At 62.1% G+C, this 18,126-nt stretch carries 18 protein-coding genes; 13 read left to right on the forward strand and 5 right to left on the reverse strand.

Annotated elements, in window-relative coordinates:
* From AC1HIY_RS09330 to AC1HIY_RS09345, 4 genes are all read left to right on the forward strand, one after another.
* Window positions 1–813, forward strand: an 813-nt coding sequence (locus tag AC1HIY_RS09330) for a type IV pilus twitching motility protein PilT (protein ID WP_479576458.1), incomplete at its 5' end; no start/stop codon positions are given.
* A 43-nt stretch (window positions 814–856) separates the two neighbouring features.
* A complete protein-coding gene (locus AC1HIY_RS09335; protein WP_479576459.1) occupies window positions 857–2,815 on the forward strand; it encodes a PilN domain-containing protein in 1,959 nt (652 codons plus the stop codon).
* Between the two features lie 22 nt (window positions 2,816–2,837).
* A complete protein-coding gene (locus tag AC1HIY_RS09340) occupies window positions 2,838–3,836 on the forward strand; it encodes a hypothetical protein (RefSeq protein ID WP_479576460.1) in 999 nt (332 codons plus the stop codon).
* 36 nt (window positions 3,837–3,872) lie between these two features.
* Entirely contained in the window at window positions 3,873–5,297 is a 1,425-nt protein-coding gene (locus AC1HIY_RS09345; RefSeq protein ID WP_479576461.1) for a type II and III secretion system protein, read from the forward strand.
* Window positions 5,298–5,352: 55 nt separating this feature from the next.
* Here the strand turns inward: AC1HIY_RS09345 and AC1HIY_RS09350 are convergent, their stop codons facing one another.
* Entirely contained in the window at window positions 5,353–6,108 is a 756-nt protein-coding gene (locus tag AC1HIY_RS09350) for a hypothetical protein (RefSeq protein WP_479576462.1), read from the reverse strand.
* Window positions 6,109–6,575: 467 nt separating this feature from the next.
* Here AC1HIY_RS09350 and AC1HIY_RS09355 point away from each other — a divergent pair, with 467 nt between their 5' ends.
* Both AC1HIY_RS09355 and AC1HIY_RS09360 read left to right on the forward strand, forming a co-directional pair.
* On the forward strand, window positions 6,576–7,769 hold the full coding sequence (locus tag AC1HIY_RS09355) for a zinc-binding metallopeptidase family protein (protein ID WP_479576463.1): 1,194 nt from the start codon (window positions 6,576–6,578) through the stop codon (window positions 7,767–7,769).
* A gap of 27 nt (window positions 7,770–7,796) precedes the next feature.
* On the forward strand, window positions 7,797–8,594 hold the full coding sequence (locus tag AC1HIY_RS09360; protein ID WP_479576464.1) for a sugar phosphate isomerase/epimerase family protein: 798 nt from the start codon (window positions 7,797–7,799) through the stop codon (window positions 8,592–8,594).
* On the opposite strand, the gene AC1HIY_RS09365 is transcribed toward AC1HIY_RS09360, so the two are convergent.
* Window positions 8,591–9,271: a porin family protein gene (locus AC1HIY_RS09365; protein ID WP_479576465.1), complete on the reverse strand. Its 681-nt coding sequence runs from the start codon at window positions 9,269–9,271 to the stop codon at window positions 8,591–8,593. The two genes, AC1HIY_RS09360 and AC1HIY_RS09365, sit on opposite strands and share 4 nt — an antisense overlap.
* A 240-nt stretch (window positions 9,272–9,511) precedes the next feature.
* Here AC1HIY_RS09365 and AC1HIY_RS09370 point away from each other — a divergent pair, with 240 nt between their 5' ends.
* The 7 genes from AC1HIY_RS09370 (at window position 9,512) to AC1HIY_RS09400 (ending at window position 16,227) form a co-directional block, all read left to right on the forward strand.
* On the forward strand, window positions 9,512–10,174 hold the full coding sequence (locus AC1HIY_RS09370) for a lysophospholipid acyltransferase family protein (protein WP_479576466.1): 663 nt from the start codon (window positions 9,512–9,514) through the stop codon (window positions 10,172–10,174).
* Window positions 10,175–10,234: 60 nt separating this feature from the next.
* Window positions 10,235–10,564 carry a hypothetical protein gene (locus tag AC1HIY_RS09375; protein ID WP_479576467.1) on the forward strand — a complete coding sequence of 110 codons (330 nt, stop codon included), beginning with the start codon at window positions 10,235–10,237 and terminating at the stop codon, window positions 10,562–10,564.
* Window positions 10,565–10,588: 24 nt separating this feature from the next.
* The gene (locus tag AC1HIY_RS09380) at window positions 10,589–11,749 is read left to right on the forward strand and encodes a DNA cytosine methyltransferase (protein ID WP_479576468.1); all 1,161 of its coding nucleotides are present in this window, start codon (window positions 10,589–10,591) and stop codon (window positions 11,747–11,749) included.
* A 6-nt stretch (window positions 11,750–11,755) separates the two neighbouring features.
* Window positions 11,756–12,172, forward strand: a complete 417-nt coding sequence (locus AC1HIY_RS09385; protein WP_479576469.1) for a very short patch repair endonuclease — start codon at window positions 11,756–11,758, stop codon at window positions 12,170–12,172.
* A gap of 4 nt (window positions 12,173–12,176) precedes the next feature.
* Window positions 12,177–13,034: an NgoMIV family type II restriction endonuclease gene (locus AC1HIY_RS09390; RefSeq protein WP_479576470.1), complete on the forward strand. Its 858-nt coding sequence runs from the start codon at window positions 12,177–12,179 to the stop codon at window positions 13,032–13,034.
* Window positions 13,035–13,340: 306 nt separating this feature from the next.
* Entirely contained in the window at window positions 13,341–14,681 is a 1,341-nt protein-coding gene (locus AC1HIY_RS09395) for a hypothetical protein (RefSeq protein WP_479576471.1), read from the forward strand.
* Window positions 14,668–16,227 carry a hypothetical protein gene (locus AC1HIY_RS09400; RefSeq protein WP_479576472.1) on the forward strand — a complete coding sequence of 520 codons (1,560 nt, stop codon included), beginning with the start codon at window positions 14,668–14,670 and terminating at the stop codon, window positions 16,225–16,227. The genes AC1HIY_RS09395 and AC1HIY_RS09400 overlap by 14 nt, the downstream gene beginning before the upstream one ends.
* A 9-nt stretch (window positions 16,228–16,236) precedes the next feature.
* Here AC1HIY_RS09400 and AC1HIY_RS09405 read toward each other — a convergent pair whose 3' ends face one another.
* From AC1HIY_RS09405 to AC1HIY_RS09415, 3 genes are read right to left on the reverse strand one after another with little or no spacing between them, the layout of a single operon-like run.
* Window positions 16,237–16,647, reverse strand: a complete 411-nt coding sequence (locus AC1HIY_RS09405; RefSeq protein ID WP_479576473.1) for an ExbD/TolR family protein — start codon at window positions 16,645–16,647, stop codon at window positions 16,237–16,239.
* Between the two features lie 41 nt (window positions 16,648–16,688).
* The gene (locus tag AC1HIY_RS09410; protein WP_479576474.1) at window positions 16,689–17,414 is read right to left on the reverse strand and encodes a MotA/TolQ/ExbB proton channel family protein; all 726 of its coding nucleotides are present in this window, start codon (window positions 17,412–17,414) and stop codon (window positions 16,689–16,691) included.
* A 31-nt stretch (window positions 17,415–17,445) separates the two neighbouring features.
* A complete protein-coding gene (locus AC1HIY_RS09415) occupies window positions 17,446–18,108 on the reverse strand; it encodes an SPOR domain-containing protein (RefSeq protein WP_479576475.1) in 663 nt (220 codons plus the stop codon).
* Window positions 18,109–18,126: the final 18 nt, after the last annotated feature.

Below are 18,126 nucleotides of genomic sequence, written 5' to 3' on the forward strand. Positions count from 1 at the left end.
GCCACCATTTATTTCGATATGGAACACCTGGCGCTGAACATGCGCGCCATCAGCGAAGAACTGCGCCCGCTCCGCTCGCTGGCGTTCCACCCGCTCATCGAGCGCGGCCTCATGTTTCGCCATGTGCGGGACGGGCTCACACTCGTGACCGGGGTCACCGGATCGGGTAAAAGCACCACGCTCGACGCCATCGTCGACGCCAACAACAAAGACATCCCCGGGCACATCGTCATCATCGGAAAGCCCATCGAATTCATGCATGTCTCCAAGATGTGCATCGTGCGCCATCGGGAGGTCGGCAGCGACGTGCCCTCGTTCAAGGACGGCATCGTGCAGGCGCTTCGCCAGGACCCCGACATCGTGGTCATCGGCGAGATGCGCGACCCCGAGACGATCTCCTCCGCGCTCGAAATCACGGATTCGGGCCACAAAGTTTTCTCCACGCTCCATACCTCCTCCGCCGTCGAAAGCATCGACCGCATCATCGGGGAATACCCGCCGGAGGAGCAGACGCGCATACGAAACCGGCTGGCCGACGTCCTGCGCTGTGTGATCTCCCAGAAACTATGCCCTCGCGTCGGCGGCGGGCGGGTGCTGGCCAAAGAGGTGCTCTGGATGACGCCCTCGACGCGGGCGGCCATCAAGAATGAGAACACCAACGAGATCTATCAGATGATGTGGGAAGGGTGGAATCAGGGGCAGATCACCCTGGAACAGGATCTTTTCAGGCTCATGCGTCAGGGAAGCATCACGCCGGAGATTGCCATGAACTATGCCAACAACAAGCGTCGGATGAAGCAGCTCATGGGATAGCCGAACGCAAGGCCTGGACACGGACGCAAGATCAAAACGCACTATGAAAAAGTACGGAAGCAAACCATACGTTCTCGGGGTCATGGTCACCAGTCGCACCATCGACGCGGTGCTGCTTCATGACGGTCCGGAAGGGCCCGTGATCCTTCGCACGTTCCGGCGGCATCGAAACACCATGCCGGCTATGGCGGCGGACATGAGCGAGCCGTCCGGCATGGAGAGCGATGAGAGCGGTGGCGACTTCACCATCCAGTTCGGAGACGCCGGCGATACGGGTGCGGATCTGTTCCTGATGTCCGAGTTCGACAGCCTCGATCCGGCCGCGTCCGGAGAAGTGGGCGACCCCGGGGGAGCGCTCGAAGTCAAAACCTTTGAGCTCGAGCTCCGAGACATCATCGCAGAGTGTGAAGATGCGGGCTATGCCGACCCCAGGGTCGCATTCTGCAACGGAAGCATAGACGTAAAGACCACGGAGGTGCGCACGCCGGTCCTCAGGAAAGAGGAAGCGAAGGACGGGGAGTCCAAAAAGAAGAAGGAGAAGCGGAAAAAGCGGGAGGAAGCAAAAGCGAAGCGGAACGCGAAACCGCTCGACAAAGGGGCGCTCGTCGAGAGGCTCGCGGAACAGACGGGCGAGGAAGTGGACCCGGAGCGGGTCGCATTTCTCCCCATGACGCCGGGCGAAGGCGATCTCCCCCGGTATCTCGCCATTATCGGGAAGGATGCCGACCCGGTGGTCGAGACGGTCAAGGTTCTTCGTTCAAAGAAGAGCCGAATGCCGCAGATTCGCCTGCTGGACAACGAAATTTCCGCCTATCTCGGTCTGGCCCGGGCTGCGAATCTCCTGCGGATGAATGCGGAGATGGAGGAGGGGGCCGAAGTCGCCTTCGATCCGCTCGACCCGGAGCCTCGAAAGACCCTGGTGGTTCGGGCGGGCGTGGAAGACACCCTCGTGATGTTCCTCGAAGAGGACACGCTTCAGCACTTCGAAAGTCTCCGGTCGATCACGACGTACGATGCGCCGGAGACGATCTGCAGCCGTGTGCTGTTGCTCCAGGATGAATATGGTACGGGCGAGGTGCAACAGGTTTATCTTCTGGGAGAGGAGCGTGAGGAGACGCTGCTCGAGAGCTTTACGCTGTTCTTCCCGGACGCATACGTCGAGTCGCTCCGCACGTATCTGCCGTTTTCGGAGGGGGAGGAAGCCTCCCTGGAACGGACCAAGGTGCTGGCCGTCGCCGCCGGTCTCCGGCTGATCAAGGACGACCTGTATGAAAGCGTCTTCCCCGACGTCAACCTGATCCCGGAGAAGATGCTTCGCAGACAGTTCACGATGCCGGTCTCGTGGCATTCCGTGGCGCTTCTGGTGATCCTGTTCTGCACCGTGCTCTTCTTCGTATACCGGTATTTCACGCTCCGGCATCACGAAACGCTTGCGCGCCAGCGCCTGCAGCTCCAGAATATGGCCGAGGTGGAAGCGGACGCCAAGAAGCTTCAGGCGCGCATCGACAGCATGGAAGCCGCCACGGCCGGCTACGTGCGCGCGCTCGACGTGCTCGACTCGCTGCTCGTCGGCAGCGATCAATGGAGCCGAGCGCTCGAAAAAACCGCGCGCGAGACGGCCGCCATTGCAGGAGGCATCTGGGTCGAGAGCTGGCGCATGGAAGGGCCGAACCTCGAACTGGAGGGCAACGCTACCTCACGGGATTACGTCGTGAGCCTCGCCGATCGGCTCGACGCCTCGATCCGAAGCCTGTCCTTCTCCGAGATCCGGGAATGGCCCGTGTTCTCGTTCCGGATGATCTTCCCCATCACGCGCGAATTGCCCGAAGCGGCCCGGTATCTCCGGGAGCACGTCACCGTCGAAGACGCCCTCGAGCCCGTTTCCGGAGAAGAGGCGCCGGAGGAAGCGGCCCGAACGACGGCTGAGGCGCAAACGCCTGCGGAGACCGAACCTTCGGAGACTCCGGAGACGCCCGTCACCCCAACAAGCACGCCCCTTTAATTTCCCCAGGATTCAAGCCGCCATGTCAAACATCATTCAAAACATCGTAGTGCTGGCCGTCTGCTGGTTGCTCGTCACCGGTGCGGGGATATACGTGACGTTTTTTGAACAGCCGGAGGAGATCGCCCGTCTCGCCAAAGCCGAGAAGGTGGCGCGAATGAAGAAAGCCGAAGTGGCTGCGCTTCTGGCCGAAGAGGCGTCCACGGAGGAACGCGCCGAGCAGATCGTGCGTCGCTGGCGGGCCCGGTACAAGGTGATCCCGAAGAAGCTCGAAGACGAGGAAGTGGTGGCGTATCTCAACCACCTCAGCCACGACGGATTCAACAATTTCGACATCACGTTCGAAGGGGAAAAACGCAATCCGGATTTTCGAACCTATTCGTATCAGGTTTCGGGACGCGGGTACTTCGACGATCTGTACCGCGTCGTGTGGCAACTCGAGAACAACCGGAATTTCTACCGGGTGCGTGAACTTCGGCTGAACCACATCGACCTCATGACGAAGGATCGTGAGACCGAGCGGGACGCCCTTCAGGTGATGGTCTCCTTCACGATGAAAGTGGATGCCTTCTTCGGCGGGGCCAAGGGCCTCAGCGCCGAAACGATGGTGACGAGCCTCTACGAGAACGGCGAACTTCAGGCGCAACCCATGAGCGCCCTGCCACCGGTGCCGGCCGAGGTGCTCCCGGATGCACAGCCGGCCAAAAACCCGTTCTTCCCGATCATCATGGAGCGCATCCCTCCAAATACGGACAACCTGGTCGATCTCGAAGAAGCGACTCTGGTCTCGATCGTGGGCGGGAAGGCCGTTTTCCACTGGAAAGGCGACTACTATCAGCTGGACGTGGGCGACCGCGTTTATCTCGGGCAGATTATCGCGGTCGATCCCACCGAGGACCGTGTGGTGGCCCGGCTGAACAAAGGCGGCATCATCGACGAGATCGAGATGAGTCTGCAAACCGGGGAACGCTACCGCCAGGCCCTCGGCCCCGTCAACCTCTCTCCCCTCCAGGACCATTAAACACACCCGCGCTGATGTGACGCGGAGGCAATGCATATGAAACGGAAAGACATGAAACGCTATGCGGCCCTTATCACGCTCGGTCTGTTGCCCCTGGTGACGGCTCTGACGTGGGTTGCGCCGGTACAGGCACAGGACCGCCCGCCCGAGCGCCAGATCCGAAGCTATATTCCGCCGGATCAACTCGTCTCTTTCTTGCCGTCGACGCCGTTCGATAAATTCATCGACTTCCTCAACCCGATCTTTCAACGCGTCACCGGCAAGCAGGTCATCGACCCGGACAGCCGCACCCAACCGATCGGAATCTCGATCGCGGGTGTGCACTTCTTCGACGCCTTCGAACTGGTGCTTCAGTACAACGGGTTGACGTATCGGGAGACGGAACGGTACTTCATCGTGGAGAATGCGCCCGAGGCGCCCTCGGTCATTCTCGACGCCGATCAGGCGGCAGGACGGGAATCTCCCGAAGCTTCGATCTCGGTGCAGGGGGAATCGCTTCCGGCTACGCTGGGGACGCGAGAGATTCAGATTAACGCGATCCTCTTTGAACTCGATCACACGCGCGCCAGGGACATCGGCATCAACTGGGGCGTCTTCCTCGGCAATACCACAGGAGGTGCGGGGGGATCCGGCGGATCGGGTGGATCCTCCGGTTCGTCGGGTGGAAGCTCCGGAGGAACGAACGGACAGGGAAAAAAGGACTTCTTCCTGAAAACAGACGAACTCTTCAGCGGCGTGAAAGACGTCGTCATTGCCCCGGAACGCCTCAATTTCAAGGACCTGAACCAGTTTTTCCGGCTCGCGGAACAGCAGGGCATCGGGGAAACGATCGCCAGCCCCAACGTCACCGTGCAAAGCGGCGAGAAAGGACGCATCCAGATCGGAACCGACGTGCCGGTCCAGGTGCGTGACTTTGCCGGCAATACCGTGACGCAGTTTTTCTCGACCGGCATCATCGTCGACGTGACGCCGACGTTGATCGAGCAGGCCGTGGTCGATACCGCCGACGCCCCGACGATCGAGTTCATCCATCTCAACGTGAAGGTGGAGAAGTCGGGCAGCACGCCTTCGGCAGCCGGCCCGGTCATCGACCGGAATGCCGCGAACACGCAGGTTTTGCTCCTCGACGGCGAACAGACCGTCATCGGCGGCCTGTACTCTACGGATGAGTCGGTCTCGAGGTCGGGCGTGCCGATCCTCAAGGATCTTCCGGGGTGGTTCTTCGGACTTCGCTACATCTTCGGCCGCACGCAGCGTTCCACGACGCAGAAAGAGTTGCTGATCGTGCTACAGGCGCATGTGCTGGACCCGCTCGAAGATCGGGCCGCGCGTCCGATTCGTGAAAACGTCCTCGATGAACAGCGCCGGATGATCGAAAAAGCACTCCGACAGTTCAATCAAGAGGTAGGCGCGAAGACGGAGATGATGGAGAAGTACCACCAGGAACTGGAGAATAATTAGCCTTCCCGGAGGTCAAAGCGGAAAAGGGCGGCGTCGTAACTGACGCCGCCCTTTTTTATGCCGCCAGGTGTTGGGAGGGATCGAGCAGGCGGGGTCGCGGACGCGCCCGGTAGAGGGGGATATGTCGGTAGCGCGGCTTGCGTTTCGGGCGTTCGGGGGGGGGCGAAGCGGCCCTACGAGTCCAGGCGCTGAGGGCGTCCGCGAGCGAGGGAAGGTTCTGGCGGAGCCGGCGAAGAAGCCAGAGCCGGTACATCTCTGCCGGCGTGATCACAGCGGTGACGCCGACGAGAAGCGCAAGCGCCGCGACGTTGCCGGTGGGACCGGCAGCGTCGCCCCCGAGGAAAAAGAGCAAGCTGAGCAACAGGAGCAGCGCGTCGAAGCCCGGACGCGGCAGCGGCATGCGTCGGAGCAGCCGTTGCCGGGGGGAAGGAGGCGGGGTCGTCTGCCGGGGGTGCGTCGGCGGGGTGAGCCGGGCGGCCAGCGTGGAGGCGAGCAGGCTTCGTTCTCGGATGCGCCCATGATGGAGAAGCGCCGTGAGCAGGTCCGGGGCGGCTTCCGCGTACCGGAGGAACTGCCGCTCCATCCCGAGTTGCCGCGCCGCGTGATGCGAGCGGAGGGCAAGCCATCCTTTCCTCATGAGATAAAGCGAGAGAAAGAGGAGCGAGAGGGGCGTCGTGTAACCCTCCGCCGGCCCGGAAAAGGAGTATGCCAACACGCCGAACGCGGTGAGAAAGCAGACCAGACTGACGAAGCGAAGGCGGGCGTACGTGCGCCCGATGCCTATCGTACGGGTTAAAATGCTTGCCAACATCGCATGGGTGGGAAAGCGTTCATGCATGGCAGGGCCGCCGTGGACACCGATCGTACAAAAATGCTGCGGCTTTCGCAAGCGCAACACGGGGGGCAACCTCGAAAAAACTTGGATAATGAATGGATTTAGAGGGAAAACGAGGGGTGGTTTGTTTCTGATGTTGCCGCGATAGGGAACGTCTCCGGAGAAAAAGCTATTTTCGAGATATGCCTGCCGACAAATCGTCCCCGCAACCTCCCCGTCGCCCTGCTTCTTGCGCCGGGCGCCCGGCGCAGCGTTTCTTGCTTGCGCTCGGAGCATTCGTCGCGGTCCTTTCTGCGTACGGATGTGTCACCGTCGCAGTCGACGAAGAGCCGGTTCGTTCTACGCCGCTTCGCCCGGTATGGTCGGAGTTGGAAGTGCGGCGGCATCTGAGCTTTTTTAACAGCGATGCGGTTGCAGGCCGCGCCACGGGAACGAGGGCGTACGTGCTGGCTTCAGCGTACGTGGCGGCGCGCATGCGCGCGTTCGGGCTTCAGCCGGCTCTGGGCTCCGAGTTCCGCACGCTCTACCCCACGCGCGTCAACTTTCCGAAAGCCTTCAGGCTGACGGCGTCCGGGCGGCTCGACACCCTGCTCTTCATCCCGGGCGTCGATGCGCTGCCCGACGGCAGAACGGACGGCGGGCACATCGAGGGGGATCGGGTGCTCATCCGACCGGACAGCGCGCAGCGTCTGAGCGACCACGTGGTGCTCTGGCCCGCCGAAGAGGCGACGACCGAGGCGCTCATGGGTCTGAGGAGGCAGGGCGCTCGGGCAGTGCTCACCGTCGGGCCGCTTACCCCGCGGCGGGTGGAAGCGCCCGTCACGGGCCTCGTGGTGCTTCAGGTGACGGAGCAGGCGCTCGGGCGACTGCTCGGCGTCGACGAGGCGGCGGCCCGGCGGATTCTGGCGGAGACGCGCAACCGCACGCGTCGCCTGCCGCGAACGATTGAACTCGACGTGGAGGTCGAGGCGCTCCCCGAACTGCAGGGGATCAATCTCCTGGGATATGTGCCCGGAAAGGTCCCTCCCCATCTCTCGGAACTGGTCATCGTGTGCGCCGACCTCGACGCCGTTGGGGACTTCGGCGGGGCGCGCGTCATCGATCGCGCCCATCCCGGTGCAGGCGCGGCGGCGCTCCTCGAACTGGCGCGGCAGTATAGCGTTTTTGCCGACTACCTCACCATCCCCGACCGCACGATTCTCTTCGCCGTCTGGTCCGGCGCACGCACCGGACACGCGGGACTTCGCGCCTATCTCGAAGAGCCGGGCTGGGTGCGGGACAACATCCGATCGGTCATCTACGTCGGTCCCGATGCGGCGGACACGACTGGCCTGCGCGCACTGGTCGAGCCGCACGGGTGGCGTTTTCACGCCGTCCTGCCTCCGGACAGCCTCGCTCCCGTACCGGAGCCGATCCTCCTGCCGGAGGCCCCCTGGATGAAGGTGCTGCGCGATCTCCGCCCCGACGACGTCCCGCCGGCTCCCGATCTCGACGAAGAGCGCACCCGTGCCGGGCAAGCCGCCCTTGCCCTCGCTGACCGGGCGCACCGACGAATCTTACGGGAAACCGTGGTTCCCGCGCCGCCTGTCCTGTTCATCGGAGATTCGCTCTACGTTCCACGTGTGAACAACGAATGAGCGCAAGCCTTCAAAAATGTCGTGCCCATGTCTCCCGTCTGGCTTACCGACACCGTGACCCCCGACCTTGACCGCGCGCTTCACTACACGCATCTGTGGGGACTCGAAGGGTTGGTGCTTCGCACGCTCGGACGCGCAGGCGACCGCGTGCCGTTCGTCAATGAAGCCAAACTTCGCCGTCGCATGGCCGAGCATGAGATGCCGGTGGCCGCCGTCGTGCCCGGTATGTTCGAAGGCGACGTTTCGGACCGCATCGCATGGTTGAATGAGTTGGCGGCGTTCGAGGAGACGCTCGCCTTCTGCCGCCGGATCGATTGTCCGTGTGTGCTCGTTTCGGCGTTTCAGCCGGGAGCGCCCGTCGAGGCCGCCGCCGAGGTGCTTCGGCGTGCAGGCGAAGCCGCCGCTCGGCGAGGGGTCGTGGTGGGGGTGTGCAACGAATGGGGCGGCGCGTTCCCGACGGCGCGCGCGCTCGGTTCCGTGCTGGAGGTCGTCGCGCATCCCTCCGTGCGGGCCGCCTGGAGCCCCGCCGACGCGCGCCGCGCGGGAGAACCGGCGACGGAGGGGATGGAAGCCCTTCAGGGGCGTCTGACGTTCGTCCGATGCCTGGACGGGAGGGGGGAAGGAGAGACCTGGCGACCGACGGCGCTCGGAGAAGGAGAGGTCGGTTGGGGCGAAGTGCTTCGGTGTCTGTGCGCCGACGGGTACGAGGGGGCGCTCGGCCTCGAAGTGACCACCCTGCCTCGCCCTCGCGCCGGACTGCGGGACGCGACGGCGTTGCTCAAGATGCTTCGCGCGGCTGAGCGGGAGCACATGGGAGGGGCTTAGAACGCAACGCCGGTGAAGAAAATGAAACTCGTATTGCGAAGCGGCGAGGAGCGGCGTTTCCGGGTGTTGGCCAGGCCGTACGAAGCGCGCACGCCGAAGCTCAGGCGTTGTCCCCCTACGTCGAACTCCAGCCCGCCACCGACCACCGCGCCGTAATCAACGCCCTCCACCGTGGAATCGCTCTCTTCTTGTTCGGGACCCCCCGAAAGCGCTCGAAAGCGGACCTTCGCGTCGAGGAGAAAAGAGAGCGACGGGCCGGCGAATACCTTCGGATGCACGCGGCCGTTCGTCTCCAGGCGAAAGACGACGAGCACCGGAATTTCGACGTACGTGAACTCGAAGTTGGCCCGGATGGGCACGCCCTCGCCCCCGCCCTCACGGATTGGTGTGAGCAGACCCTGATCACTGAGCACGAAATCCGCCTGCGTGCCTTTCACCACGTACAAAAACTCGGGCATGACGCTCAGTCCGTGGCGGAACCTGTAGCGGAACCCGACGCCTCCCGCAAACCCGGTGCGGGTCCGGAAATCGGCCGCGGATTCCCCCCGGAGTGTGGTCGCGGCCAAGCCGATCTTGAACTCGGGGGTGATGTTTTGCGCCGTGGCGACGGAGGTTGCGAACGAGAGCGCGAGGAACAGGAATCCGAGAAATATTTGTATGGGGCGGCTGAAATTCATGCATCTCGCGGAGTACCTTCGGACGGACGACGTGGAAAAGGTACGTGCCCCGAGAGCGGTCTCCAAGGCAGAAACCGGTGCATCGGAACGCGCATTCCTCCCCATCGACGGTTGTACGTTCGAGAAACAGCGCTTATGAAGCGAGGAGCGAGGAAGCCGGAAACCGTTTCCGGTGAAGGACTCCGGAAGACGTGGAAGACGCGTCTCTTTGCCGTATGGGCCGTATCGTGGGCTTCGCTCATGACGGTCCTCTTCGCGGTGGGGTATCTGGTGAGCAACCTCATCCGCTCGAAGCCCGGCACCTTTCGATGGTGGGCCGGCCGGTGGGGGCGAGCCATCCTTTTCGGCATCGGCGTTCGCCTCGTGGTGGAGGAACGCGCGGCGCTCGATCCGGATCAGCCCTACGTCTTCATCGCCAATCACCAAAACTCGCTCGACATCCCGGTGCTCGCGGCGGCGCTCCGGCATCCGTTCGGCTTCGTGGCAAAGGCCGAACTCGAGAAAACGCCTTTCCTGGGGTGGGTGCTCAAACATTCGCCGTCGGTCTTCGTGGATCGTCGAGAGCCCCGGCGCTCGCTCGAAAGCATCAAAAGGGCGGGCGAGCGCATCCGAAAAGGTAATTCGGTCATCATTTTCCCCGAAGGGGAGCGCACTTTTTGCGGGCGGCTGGCTCCGTTTCGGAAAGGCGCGTTCGTGCTCGCCGTCGAAGCAGGGGTGCCGATGGCGCCGGTCATCATCCGCGACGCCTACCTCGTACTGGACGAGCGGAGGCACGTGGCCCGTCCGGGGGTGATCCACGTCGTCGTGGGCGAACCGATTCCGCTCGAAAACAAACGCCGCCGAGACATCCCGGCCCTCATGGAGACCGCCCGCCGCGCCATCGCCCGCGAGCTCGACCCGTGAGCCGGAATTTTCTTTGCATTGGTATCACTTAAGCGTGCTTGTTGAAGGCTTGAAAATTAGTTGCGATCTATCAACTATCTCCAATATGCTGTCAACATAATTGTTGACATTGCCAACGATTATGTTGAACTTGCGGTTGCAACGATCCGACACGCCATGTTGTCCATAGACCGCGTCATCGAGCTTAAGGGCGTCATAAAGTGGAACGCCGTCTTCTGTGAGGCGGGGCTGAACCCCAACACCATGCGGAGCGCCGTTCACAATCGTCGCAAACTCCGCCGGGACGAGGCTGCCGCCTTGTTGCGGGTTTTGCGGAAATACGGAATTCACCTCGACGGGCCTGCAGAACCGACCCTTTTTTCGGAAATCGGAGCCAAGGCATTGAAATGACATTTTCCGACATTACGGTATATCATGCAAAGACCATTTCGTCTCATTGATTTGTTCGCCGGAGCGGGCGGTTTGACGCAGGGATTTACCGAATTCCGCAATATCGAGGGAGAAAGTGTTTTCTCCCCCGTATGGGCCAATGACTTCAACAAAGATGCCGCCGCTACCTACAACGCAAATTTCGGCGATCACTGCCGGCACGGCGACATCTTAGACATTCTGGAAGATCCCGAGACACAAATTCCCGAGGCCGATGTGGTTGTCGGCGGCCCGCCTTGTCAGGGGTTTAGTCTGCTGAATAAAAAGAGGAAGACCGACCCTCGAAAACAGCTTTGGCGCCCGTTCATGCAAATCGTCGAATCCAGCGGTGCACGAGTGTTCGTGATGGAAAACGTTCGCCAGCTTTTGGGTTCGGACGAGTTCCGTGAGATCGAGCAAGAGGCCGAACGCCTCGGGTTTAAGATAGCGTCCGCGCTCCTCTGTGCCGCCGACTACGGCGTGCCTCAAGAGCGGTATCGCGCCTTCGTCGTCGGCGTACGCGGTGGGACACCGTCAAAAGCTTTTCCGCCCAAGAAAACACACTTCAATCCGAAAGCCCTGAAGAGGGGAATGCTCTCTCTTTATGAGTACGTGGACGATCCGAAACCATGGCGAACCGTCCGTGAAGCCATCGCCGACTTACCGGAACCGATCGGCACGGAGATTCGGGATGAACCGGGACCTTTCAATTTGCACTTCGGGCGAAATCCGACGGAAATGAGTAAGAAGCGATACCGGGCCGTTCCACCCGGCGGCAATCGCTTCGACCTCCAGAGGAATGCCCCGGAAATTACGCCCATGTGTTGGATTCGGAAGAAATCCGGGGGCACCGACTTGTTCGGTCGGCTCTGGTGGGATCGCCCTTCGGTAACCATTCGCACCGAGTTCTACAAGCCGGAAAAGGGCCGTTATCTTCATCCGGAACGGCATCGTCCCATCACACATCGGGAGGCCGCACGCCTCCAGTCGTTCCCCGACGATTTCGTGTTTACGGGAAGCAAAGTTGAGATAGCCCGTCAAATCGGAAATGCCGTGCCGCCGTTGCTCGGAAAAGCCGTAGCAGGTTCCGTTTATGCTTTGTTGACGGGAGACCATAAGCGCGCCGGCAAGGAACAAGTGCATATTTCCGAACCTGCCCTTGGCTAGCTCCTCATGCCCGATCTACTGTCGAAAAAGGAGCGTTCTCGGCTGATGTCCCGGGTGAAGAACAAGAACACCCGACCCGAATTGCTGGTGCGGAGCATGCTGCATCGGATGGGTTACCGCTACCGTCTCCATCGAAGCGATCTGCCTGGCGCTCCGGACATTGTTCTCCCGCGACACCGGAAGGTGATCTTTGTCCACGGGTGTTTTTGGCACGGCCACGATTGTCCTCGCGGAAAACGTCCGAGCACGCGCACGGAGTTTTGGGATGCCAAGCTGGACGCCAATATCGCCCGCGATCGTGCAAACCGAGAAGCACTTGAAAAACAGGGCTGGAAGGTGCTGGTCGTGTGGGAATGCGAACTGAAGGACCCGAAAGCCGTGCGCGAGAAACTTCGACGTTTTCTCGAATCCAATGACAGGTAGTGCGATGACCGGCTTGATCGCAAAGGCTCGAGCATCTTTTCACGAATCCTTGTTGGAAAGCGTGCTTCGTCGGGATAAAAATGGAATTCCCGGGAATGCGGACAAGCATAGTCGTCAAAGTCTGGCGCTGGCCGGAGGTATTTTGGACCGGATCGGTGAGCGGAGCCGCGGTTCACGCCTCGTCGGTCAGAGATCGGGAGCGAAGTTCGAAGAAATATGTGAAAACTATGTTCGGGAGACGTTCAATGCATTGGAACATCTCCGCCCCGGGACTTGGCAAATAGGACGAAAGGTTGCGGCGGGACGTCTCGGTATTGCACGGTTCGACCAGTACGCACATCTTGCAGCCCTTGACAAATTGGCAAGTGAGAATCCGGAATTGGCCTCCGCACTCGGTTCGGATTACATCATTAAGCCGGACGTGGTCATTGCACGTGAACCTGAGGAAGACGGAGACATCAATAAAACCGCTCACATCGTGGATTCCGAAAGCTCACGCCTTTCAAGTTTGAGGCGTTCGAATAACGACAAGCTTATCCTGCACGCCAGCATTTCGTGCAAGTGGACGCTCCGAAGTGATCGTGCACAAAATGCCCGTTCCGAAGGATTAAACTTGGTGCAGAACAGGAAAGGGAAACTTCCCCATGTCGTTGTGATCACGGGTGAACCGACACCGAACAGGATTGCTTCGATCGCGCTCGGCACGGGCCACATCGATTGCGTTTATCACTTCGCGCTCCCTGAACTGGTAGAGACTGCCCAAGAGTTGGATTTCGATGATGCGGTGGAGCTTTTACATACCATGATCGACGGGAAGAGACTTCGGGATATCTCCGACCTGCCGCTTGATCTGATTATCTGAAGCGGAGACCGCCCGCCGCGCCATCGCCCGCGAGCTCGACCCGTGAGCCGGAAAGCCCCGTCCCGGCGCATATTTCCCCGCTTCTTTCGCGGTGTGCCCGCATATCTTGCGCTTCGAAACCAGAATCTCAATCCAGAGGATTGCAGGTCCATCGAACGGACCTGGCGGGCAAAGCCCCACCGTACTCAGGTCAATATGGCGCGTGGGTGAACCCTCGTCGCTCGAAAACTGCCGGGCGGGGATGACTCATAAAGCCGGATCGGTTATCTTCCGTGCGAACGATGATCATCCTCGGATAAAGACGAAATGAAGACGCGCGCGATGGTGCTGGGATTGGTCGTGATGTTGGGGGGGGCTGCGCCGGCATGGGGGCAGTCCCAGGCGTCGCTCTCCGAGGTGCTTCCCCGTGTGAAGGAGGCGCTCTCGCGGGTGGATGCGGAGGGGCTGCTGGCATTCGGGGTCAATGAGTACGCCATTGCGCCGCAGACCTTCGCGGGCGTCGAGGCGGTCCGCATGGATGCGGTCAAAGACTACGGCGTGCAGCGGTTTCAGGTGTATAAAGGCGAAAAGCCGGTCTTCGAACTCGAAGCGATCTTTGCCAAGTCCGCCGATGCAAGCGGAGGGGCGGAACTGGAGCGGCCGTGGCATCTGATCAACCTCCGCGAATTGACCGAGGCGCACGACGATTACCTCGACGTCATTCGAGGGCTCCATCCGAACCTGAAGGGCCGCGGGCTGACCCTCCCGGCGTCGGCGCACGAGGACCGGTTCCGGGCGCTCGCGGCGCTCGTGCACGAGGACAGCCCGGCCGTTCGCCGTTTCCTCGAAGAAAACAGCGTGACGTCCCTGCTCCGGTATAAGCTCGAACCCATCGGCGAGACGCTGTACATCCTTCGGGGGCTCGAGGCCCGGTATGCGGATGCGCACACCGTTCCGTTCGACCTCGTCCTTGAAAAAAATGCGCCGCTCGACGTGGGCCGCCCGACGGCAAACTGGTACATCACCTACACCACCCTGGCCGGTCTGGGGCCGCAGTCGCTCTTCGAGCGCATGATGGCTCGTGTGGTGGAGCAGACCGGGGCGGGGGAGGAGGACGCGGCCGCGCTCCTGTTCGACATGGTGGACCTCTTCGAGGATCTCGAAGTGCATCTCAACCTCATCGCCGATCCCGAGCGTCCCCACGACAAACGTTTCGAAACGGTTCGTGAGACCGTGGACACGTTTTTTGAGTCGGACGAATCCGTCGTGCAGATCTCGAGCAAGAAGTATGGACTCGTCATCCCGCGCTCGGTGGATCGTTACCTTCGCCGTCTCAGTCGCCTCGACGAGCTCTTCGGCTATCGTCGCGTGCGCTTCGATTTCGAGAAGGGCGTCGAGTTTCAGGACATACAAAAAATCGCCGGCGAGCCGAATGCCTACGACGCGGTGTTCGTGCTCTGGCAGATCTTCGAGTCGGAGAACGCGGACGGGCGCATTTATCAGGATGCCACAAAAAAACGCTTCCGCGCCGTCATCCGTCGGGTCAATGACAACCGATGGGAGATCAAGCTGACGCAAGTGCTCGTGGACGACACGCAGACCCTGGAGGTGTATCTTCGCTACATCCGGCCTTCGCTCGTCAAAGGGGGACTGAATGGGGGGATTTAGGACGTTTTTGCTCATCGGAAGCATGGCCCTGGCGGCCTTCCCGGCGTTCGGGCGACAGCAGGATTTCACGAGTCAGGCCGCCGAGCGGCTTCGACGCGCGCTCGAGAACCAGTCTCGGGAGGCGATGGAACGCCTCGCTGCACCCGGGCACGCCGCCGGGACCGAGCATTTCTTCGACCGCTATGAGGACTTCGACGTCTCGGGGGCGACGGAGTGGAGCCTGCAACAGTTTGCCTCCGTGCGCGGGGGCGGACGTTATCTGACGGGGGTCTTTACGAAGACGGAGGTGGAGCCGGGGGCCTACCGATGGGTGCTCGTCGATGCCTTCTGGGGTTCGACGCGTCGGCTGAACGCGGGAGCGATCAGCGCCGCCGTCGATCGGGGGCGGCGAGCGACGGCGCGTTACGACGGCTTCAACCCGCTGGCGCACGACGCTCGCTTCCTCGACTTCTCGATGGCGGTGAATGCCCGGAACGCTCGTCTCCTCGCGTTTCTGAAAGACCATGGCGTCACGGACCTCGGGCGAGTGCGCATCGCTCCGCTGGATCACCATTCGTTCTTCGTGATCGATGACGTCCGCGCGCTCCGACGAGCGGAGGGAAGCCCCGTTCGTTTGCGATTCGTCTGGGCGTATCTGCCCTCAGGCGAGGGACGGGTCACCTCCGGATGGTTCCTGCGCGACGTGCGCGAGCGACCGGAGACGGTTGCTTCGGTGTCGCCGCCGCCTCGCGCTTCGAGCACCGAAGCCCGCGACGAGACCCGTGAGCAGGCGGCAGAGGCGGATGCCGAGGCGCGCTGCTGTGCGGAAGCGGAACGACTGCGGGCGCTCCGGGCGGTGGAGCGCGCGGAACGGGAAAAGGTCGAAGCCGAGCAGGAACGGCTGCTCACGGAAACGGCGCAGCTCCGCGCGGAACGGGATCGGGCGGAAGCGGAACGCCGGGCCGTCGCTGCGCGGCTCGATTCGCTCAAGGCGAAAAACAGGCCTCTGCCGGCCGAACGGGAACGAAGGCTAGCCTCCTCGGAGAAGAGCGACCTCGTCGCGGCCGCGTATTCCTTCGTTCCCGGAGGCGGACAGTTCTACAAGGGCAATTTCCGGCGGGGCGTCACGTATGCCTCGATCATCACCACGAGCTTCGTTCTTGCGGCCCTGACGCAACGCGGCGTCGATGGCGCAGACAAGTTGTTTAAGCTTCGCCGGGGGAAGGTGCAGCAGATCAATGGCATCATACGTACGTGCGAAGGCTGCACGGCCCGGGATCGCGAGCGCCTGATCGCCGAACGGGATCGGCTCATCATCAAACGCGACAGGGCCAGAGAGACCCGGTCCGACCGCCGGTTCTGGCGCAACCTCAGCCTCTTCGCGGGGGTGACCACCGTGGCCGTCTCCATCCTGGACAGCATCGAACTCGACCGGAAGATCGGCGAGCGATTCTTCCATCGTAAGGATCTGGTTTCCGGCGGGGCGTATCGGATCTCGCTCCCGCGCCCGGGCTTCAGCCTCCGCGACGGGTCGACCTCGGTGCGGGTTACCGTTCGATGGAAGTGAGGCGTCGGTTCAGCGGCGGACGCGCTCCCGTTCGGTGGCCATCAGGAGACGGAGGTTGAGGGCTTTGGCAATGGTGGCCACGCTCGCAAAGTCGCCGACGGTGGCGTCCTCGTCGGCGCGGAGCACGAGCGCGGTGCGCGCGCCCATCGCGTCCCGAATGGCGTTGAGCAATTCTTCCTTTGGAACCTGCTTCCCCTCCACAAAGAAGCGCCCGTCGTCCGTGATGGACACGTTCACGTACTGCGCTTCCATCGGGGCGGCGGCGTTGGCCTGCGGCAGGTTCACCTGGATGCCGAACTGCGGGATGAAACTGGAGGTCAGGAGAAAGAAAATGAGCAGGAGGAACACCACGTCCGCCATCCCGGCCAGGCTGTACGTCTTGAGGGGTTTTTTTGACGTGGAAAAATCGATGGCAGCCATGGGACATGCAGGGGCTTGGCGGAGAACGGACGGGCGGGTGCTCAGAAAGAGCCTTCGTAGCGGGGCTGATTCGAGGTGGGCGCCGGCGTCTGAAGCAGGTCGATGAAGTCGGTGGCCGAGCGCTCCATGTCGTTGACGAGACGGTTGATGCGCGTGAGCAGGTAATTGTAGAAGAAGAAGGCCAGGATGCCGACGATGAGCCCCGCCGCTGTGCTGATGAGCGCCTCCCAGATTCCCCCGGCCAGCACACTCGGGTTGACGTTGCCCTGGAGATTCTGGATCTGCTGAAAGGCGCGGATCATGCCCGTGACCGTGCCGAGGAAGCCCAGCATCGGCGCGATGCCCGCGATGCTGGCGAGCAGGTCGGTGCGCTTTTCGAGCTCGAAAGCCTCGTGTTTGCCGGTGGCATTGACGGCATCCCGAATCTCGGCGATGGGACGACCAAGGCGCTCCAGGCCATGTTTCAGAATGCGCGTGATGGGCTTGTCCTGCGCGTCGCAGAAGGCCTGGGCGCCGTGGATGTTGCCCGCCCGTACGTACTCGCGGATGCGCTCGGTGATCTCGGCCGGATCGGTAGCGGCGCGACGCAACGTGAGCAAACGCTCGACGAAGATGTAAATCGCCAGAAAGGAGAGAAGGATGATGGGGACGAGGATCCATCCCCCGAGCAGGAGGGTGTCGAGGATCGTCGTCGTGCCGGTGGCGGAGGCCGCCTGCGTCGAGTCCTGAGCGAGGGTCCCTGCTTCCTGAAGCAGCAGCAGTGTCATAGGATTCCGAGAGGGTTGTGCAAGGCTATGGTTACATCCGCGAGGTAATCCGCAGCGGCCAGGCGCCCGGGGGAAGCCGGTCGCCCAACCGACGGATGGCGGCTTCGGCTTCCGCCTGGCTGGCAAACTGACCAACGCCGACACGGTACCGCGTGACTCCCTTCGACACCCCGCGAAGGACGTCCACGGGGAGATCGAGATCGAGGTACGGTTGCGCCGCTGCCTCCGCCGCCTCCGGGGTCGTCTCCGAGGCTACGATCACCGTCCATCCCCCGGCGTTCCGGTCGATGCCGCCGAGGGTACGCCGAACCGGGGGCTCCGGTTCGGCGGGAGCTTCCGCCCGGGCACTGTCGGCCGGAGGCAGGGCGGAAGCGGCGGACGTATCCGCCGGAGGCATGTCCTCGGAGAGGGCAGGCGTCTCGGGCTCCCCGGCGCCGGGCTTGAGCATCTGATAGGCAAAGAATGCGCCGGTGAGCACCGCAAGGACGCCGATGACGATGAAAAACCCGGTCCTGGAGGCACGGTCCCGGCGTACGGGGGTGCGCGGCGGATGCATGGCCGCTCTCTTGATCGTCTCAATCTCTTCTTCCGAAGCCAGAACGGCCTCTTCTTCGGCTTCCGGTTCGGTCGCTGCCTCGGCCTCCGGTTCGGCTGCGTCGACCGCTTCTCCGGCGGACTCACCGATGTCCTTCATCTCCTCGTCATCCTCGAA

It is taken from the genome of Rhodocaloribacter sp. (genome assembly GCF_056451265.1).

Bases quoted from the DNA above. Each gene is read 5' to 3' on its own strand.
- AC1HIY_RS09335 (WP_479576459.1), top strand. From the start codon at position 857: ATGAAAAAGTACGGAAGCAAACCATACGTTCTCGGGGTCATGGTCACC.
- AC1HIY_RS09340 (WP_479576460.1), top strand. From the start codon at position 2,838: ATGTCAAACATCATTCAAAACATCGTAGTGCTGGCCGTCTGCTGGTTG.
- AC1HIY_RS09345 (WP_479576461.1), top strand. From the start codon at position 3,873: ATGAAACGGAAAGACATGAAACGCTATGCGGCCCTTATCACGCTCGGT.
- AC1HIY_RS09350 (WP_479576462.1), bottom strand. From the start codon at position 6,108: ATGTTGGCAAGCATTTTAACCCGTACGATAGGCATCGGGCGCACGTAC.
- AC1HIY_RS09360 (WP_479576464.1), top strand. From the start codon at position 7,797: ATGTCTCCCGTCTGGCTTACCGACACCGTGACCCCCGACCTTGACCGC.
- AC1HIY_RS09365 (WP_479576465.1), bottom strand. From the start codon at position 9,271: ATGAATTTCAGCCGCCCCATACAAATATTTCTCGGATTCCTGTTCCTC.
- AC1HIY_RS09370 (WP_479576466.1), top strand. From the start codon at position 9,512: ATGACGGTCCTCTTCGCGGTGGGGTATCTGGTGAGCAACCTCATCCGC.
- AC1HIY_RS09380 (WP_479576468.1), top strand. From the start codon at position 10,589: ATGCAAAGACCATTTCGTCTCATTGATTTGTTCGCCGGAGCGGGCGGT.
- AC1HIY_RS09385 (WP_479576469.1), top strand. From the start codon at position 11,756: ATGCCCGATCTACTGTCGAAAAAGGAGCGTTCTCGGCTGATGTCCCGG.
- AC1HIY_RS09390 (WP_479576470.1), top strand. From the start codon at position 12,177: ATGACCGGCTTGATCGCAAAGGCTCGAGCATCTTTTCACGAATCCTTG.
- AC1HIY_RS09395 (WP_479576471.1), top strand. From the start codon at position 13,341: ATGAAGACGCGCGCGATGGTGCTGGGATTGGTCGTGATGTTGGGGGGG.
- AC1HIY_RS09400 (WP_479576472.1), top strand. From the start codon at position 14,668: ATGGGGGGATTTAGGACGTTTTTGCTCATCGGAAGCATGGCCCTGGCG.
- AC1HIY_RS09405 (WP_479576473.1), bottom strand. From the start codon at position 16,647: ATGGCTGCCATCGATTTTTCCACGTCAAAAAAACCCCTCAAGACGTAC.
- AC1HIY_RS09410 (WP_479576474.1), bottom strand. From the start codon at position 17,414: ATGACACTGCTGCTGCTTCAGGAAGCAGGGACCCTCGCTCAGGACTCG.
- AC1HIY_RS09415 (WP_479576475.1), bottom strand. From the start codon at position 18,108: ATGAAGGACATCGGTGAGTCCGCCGGAGAAGCGGTCGACGCAGCCGAA.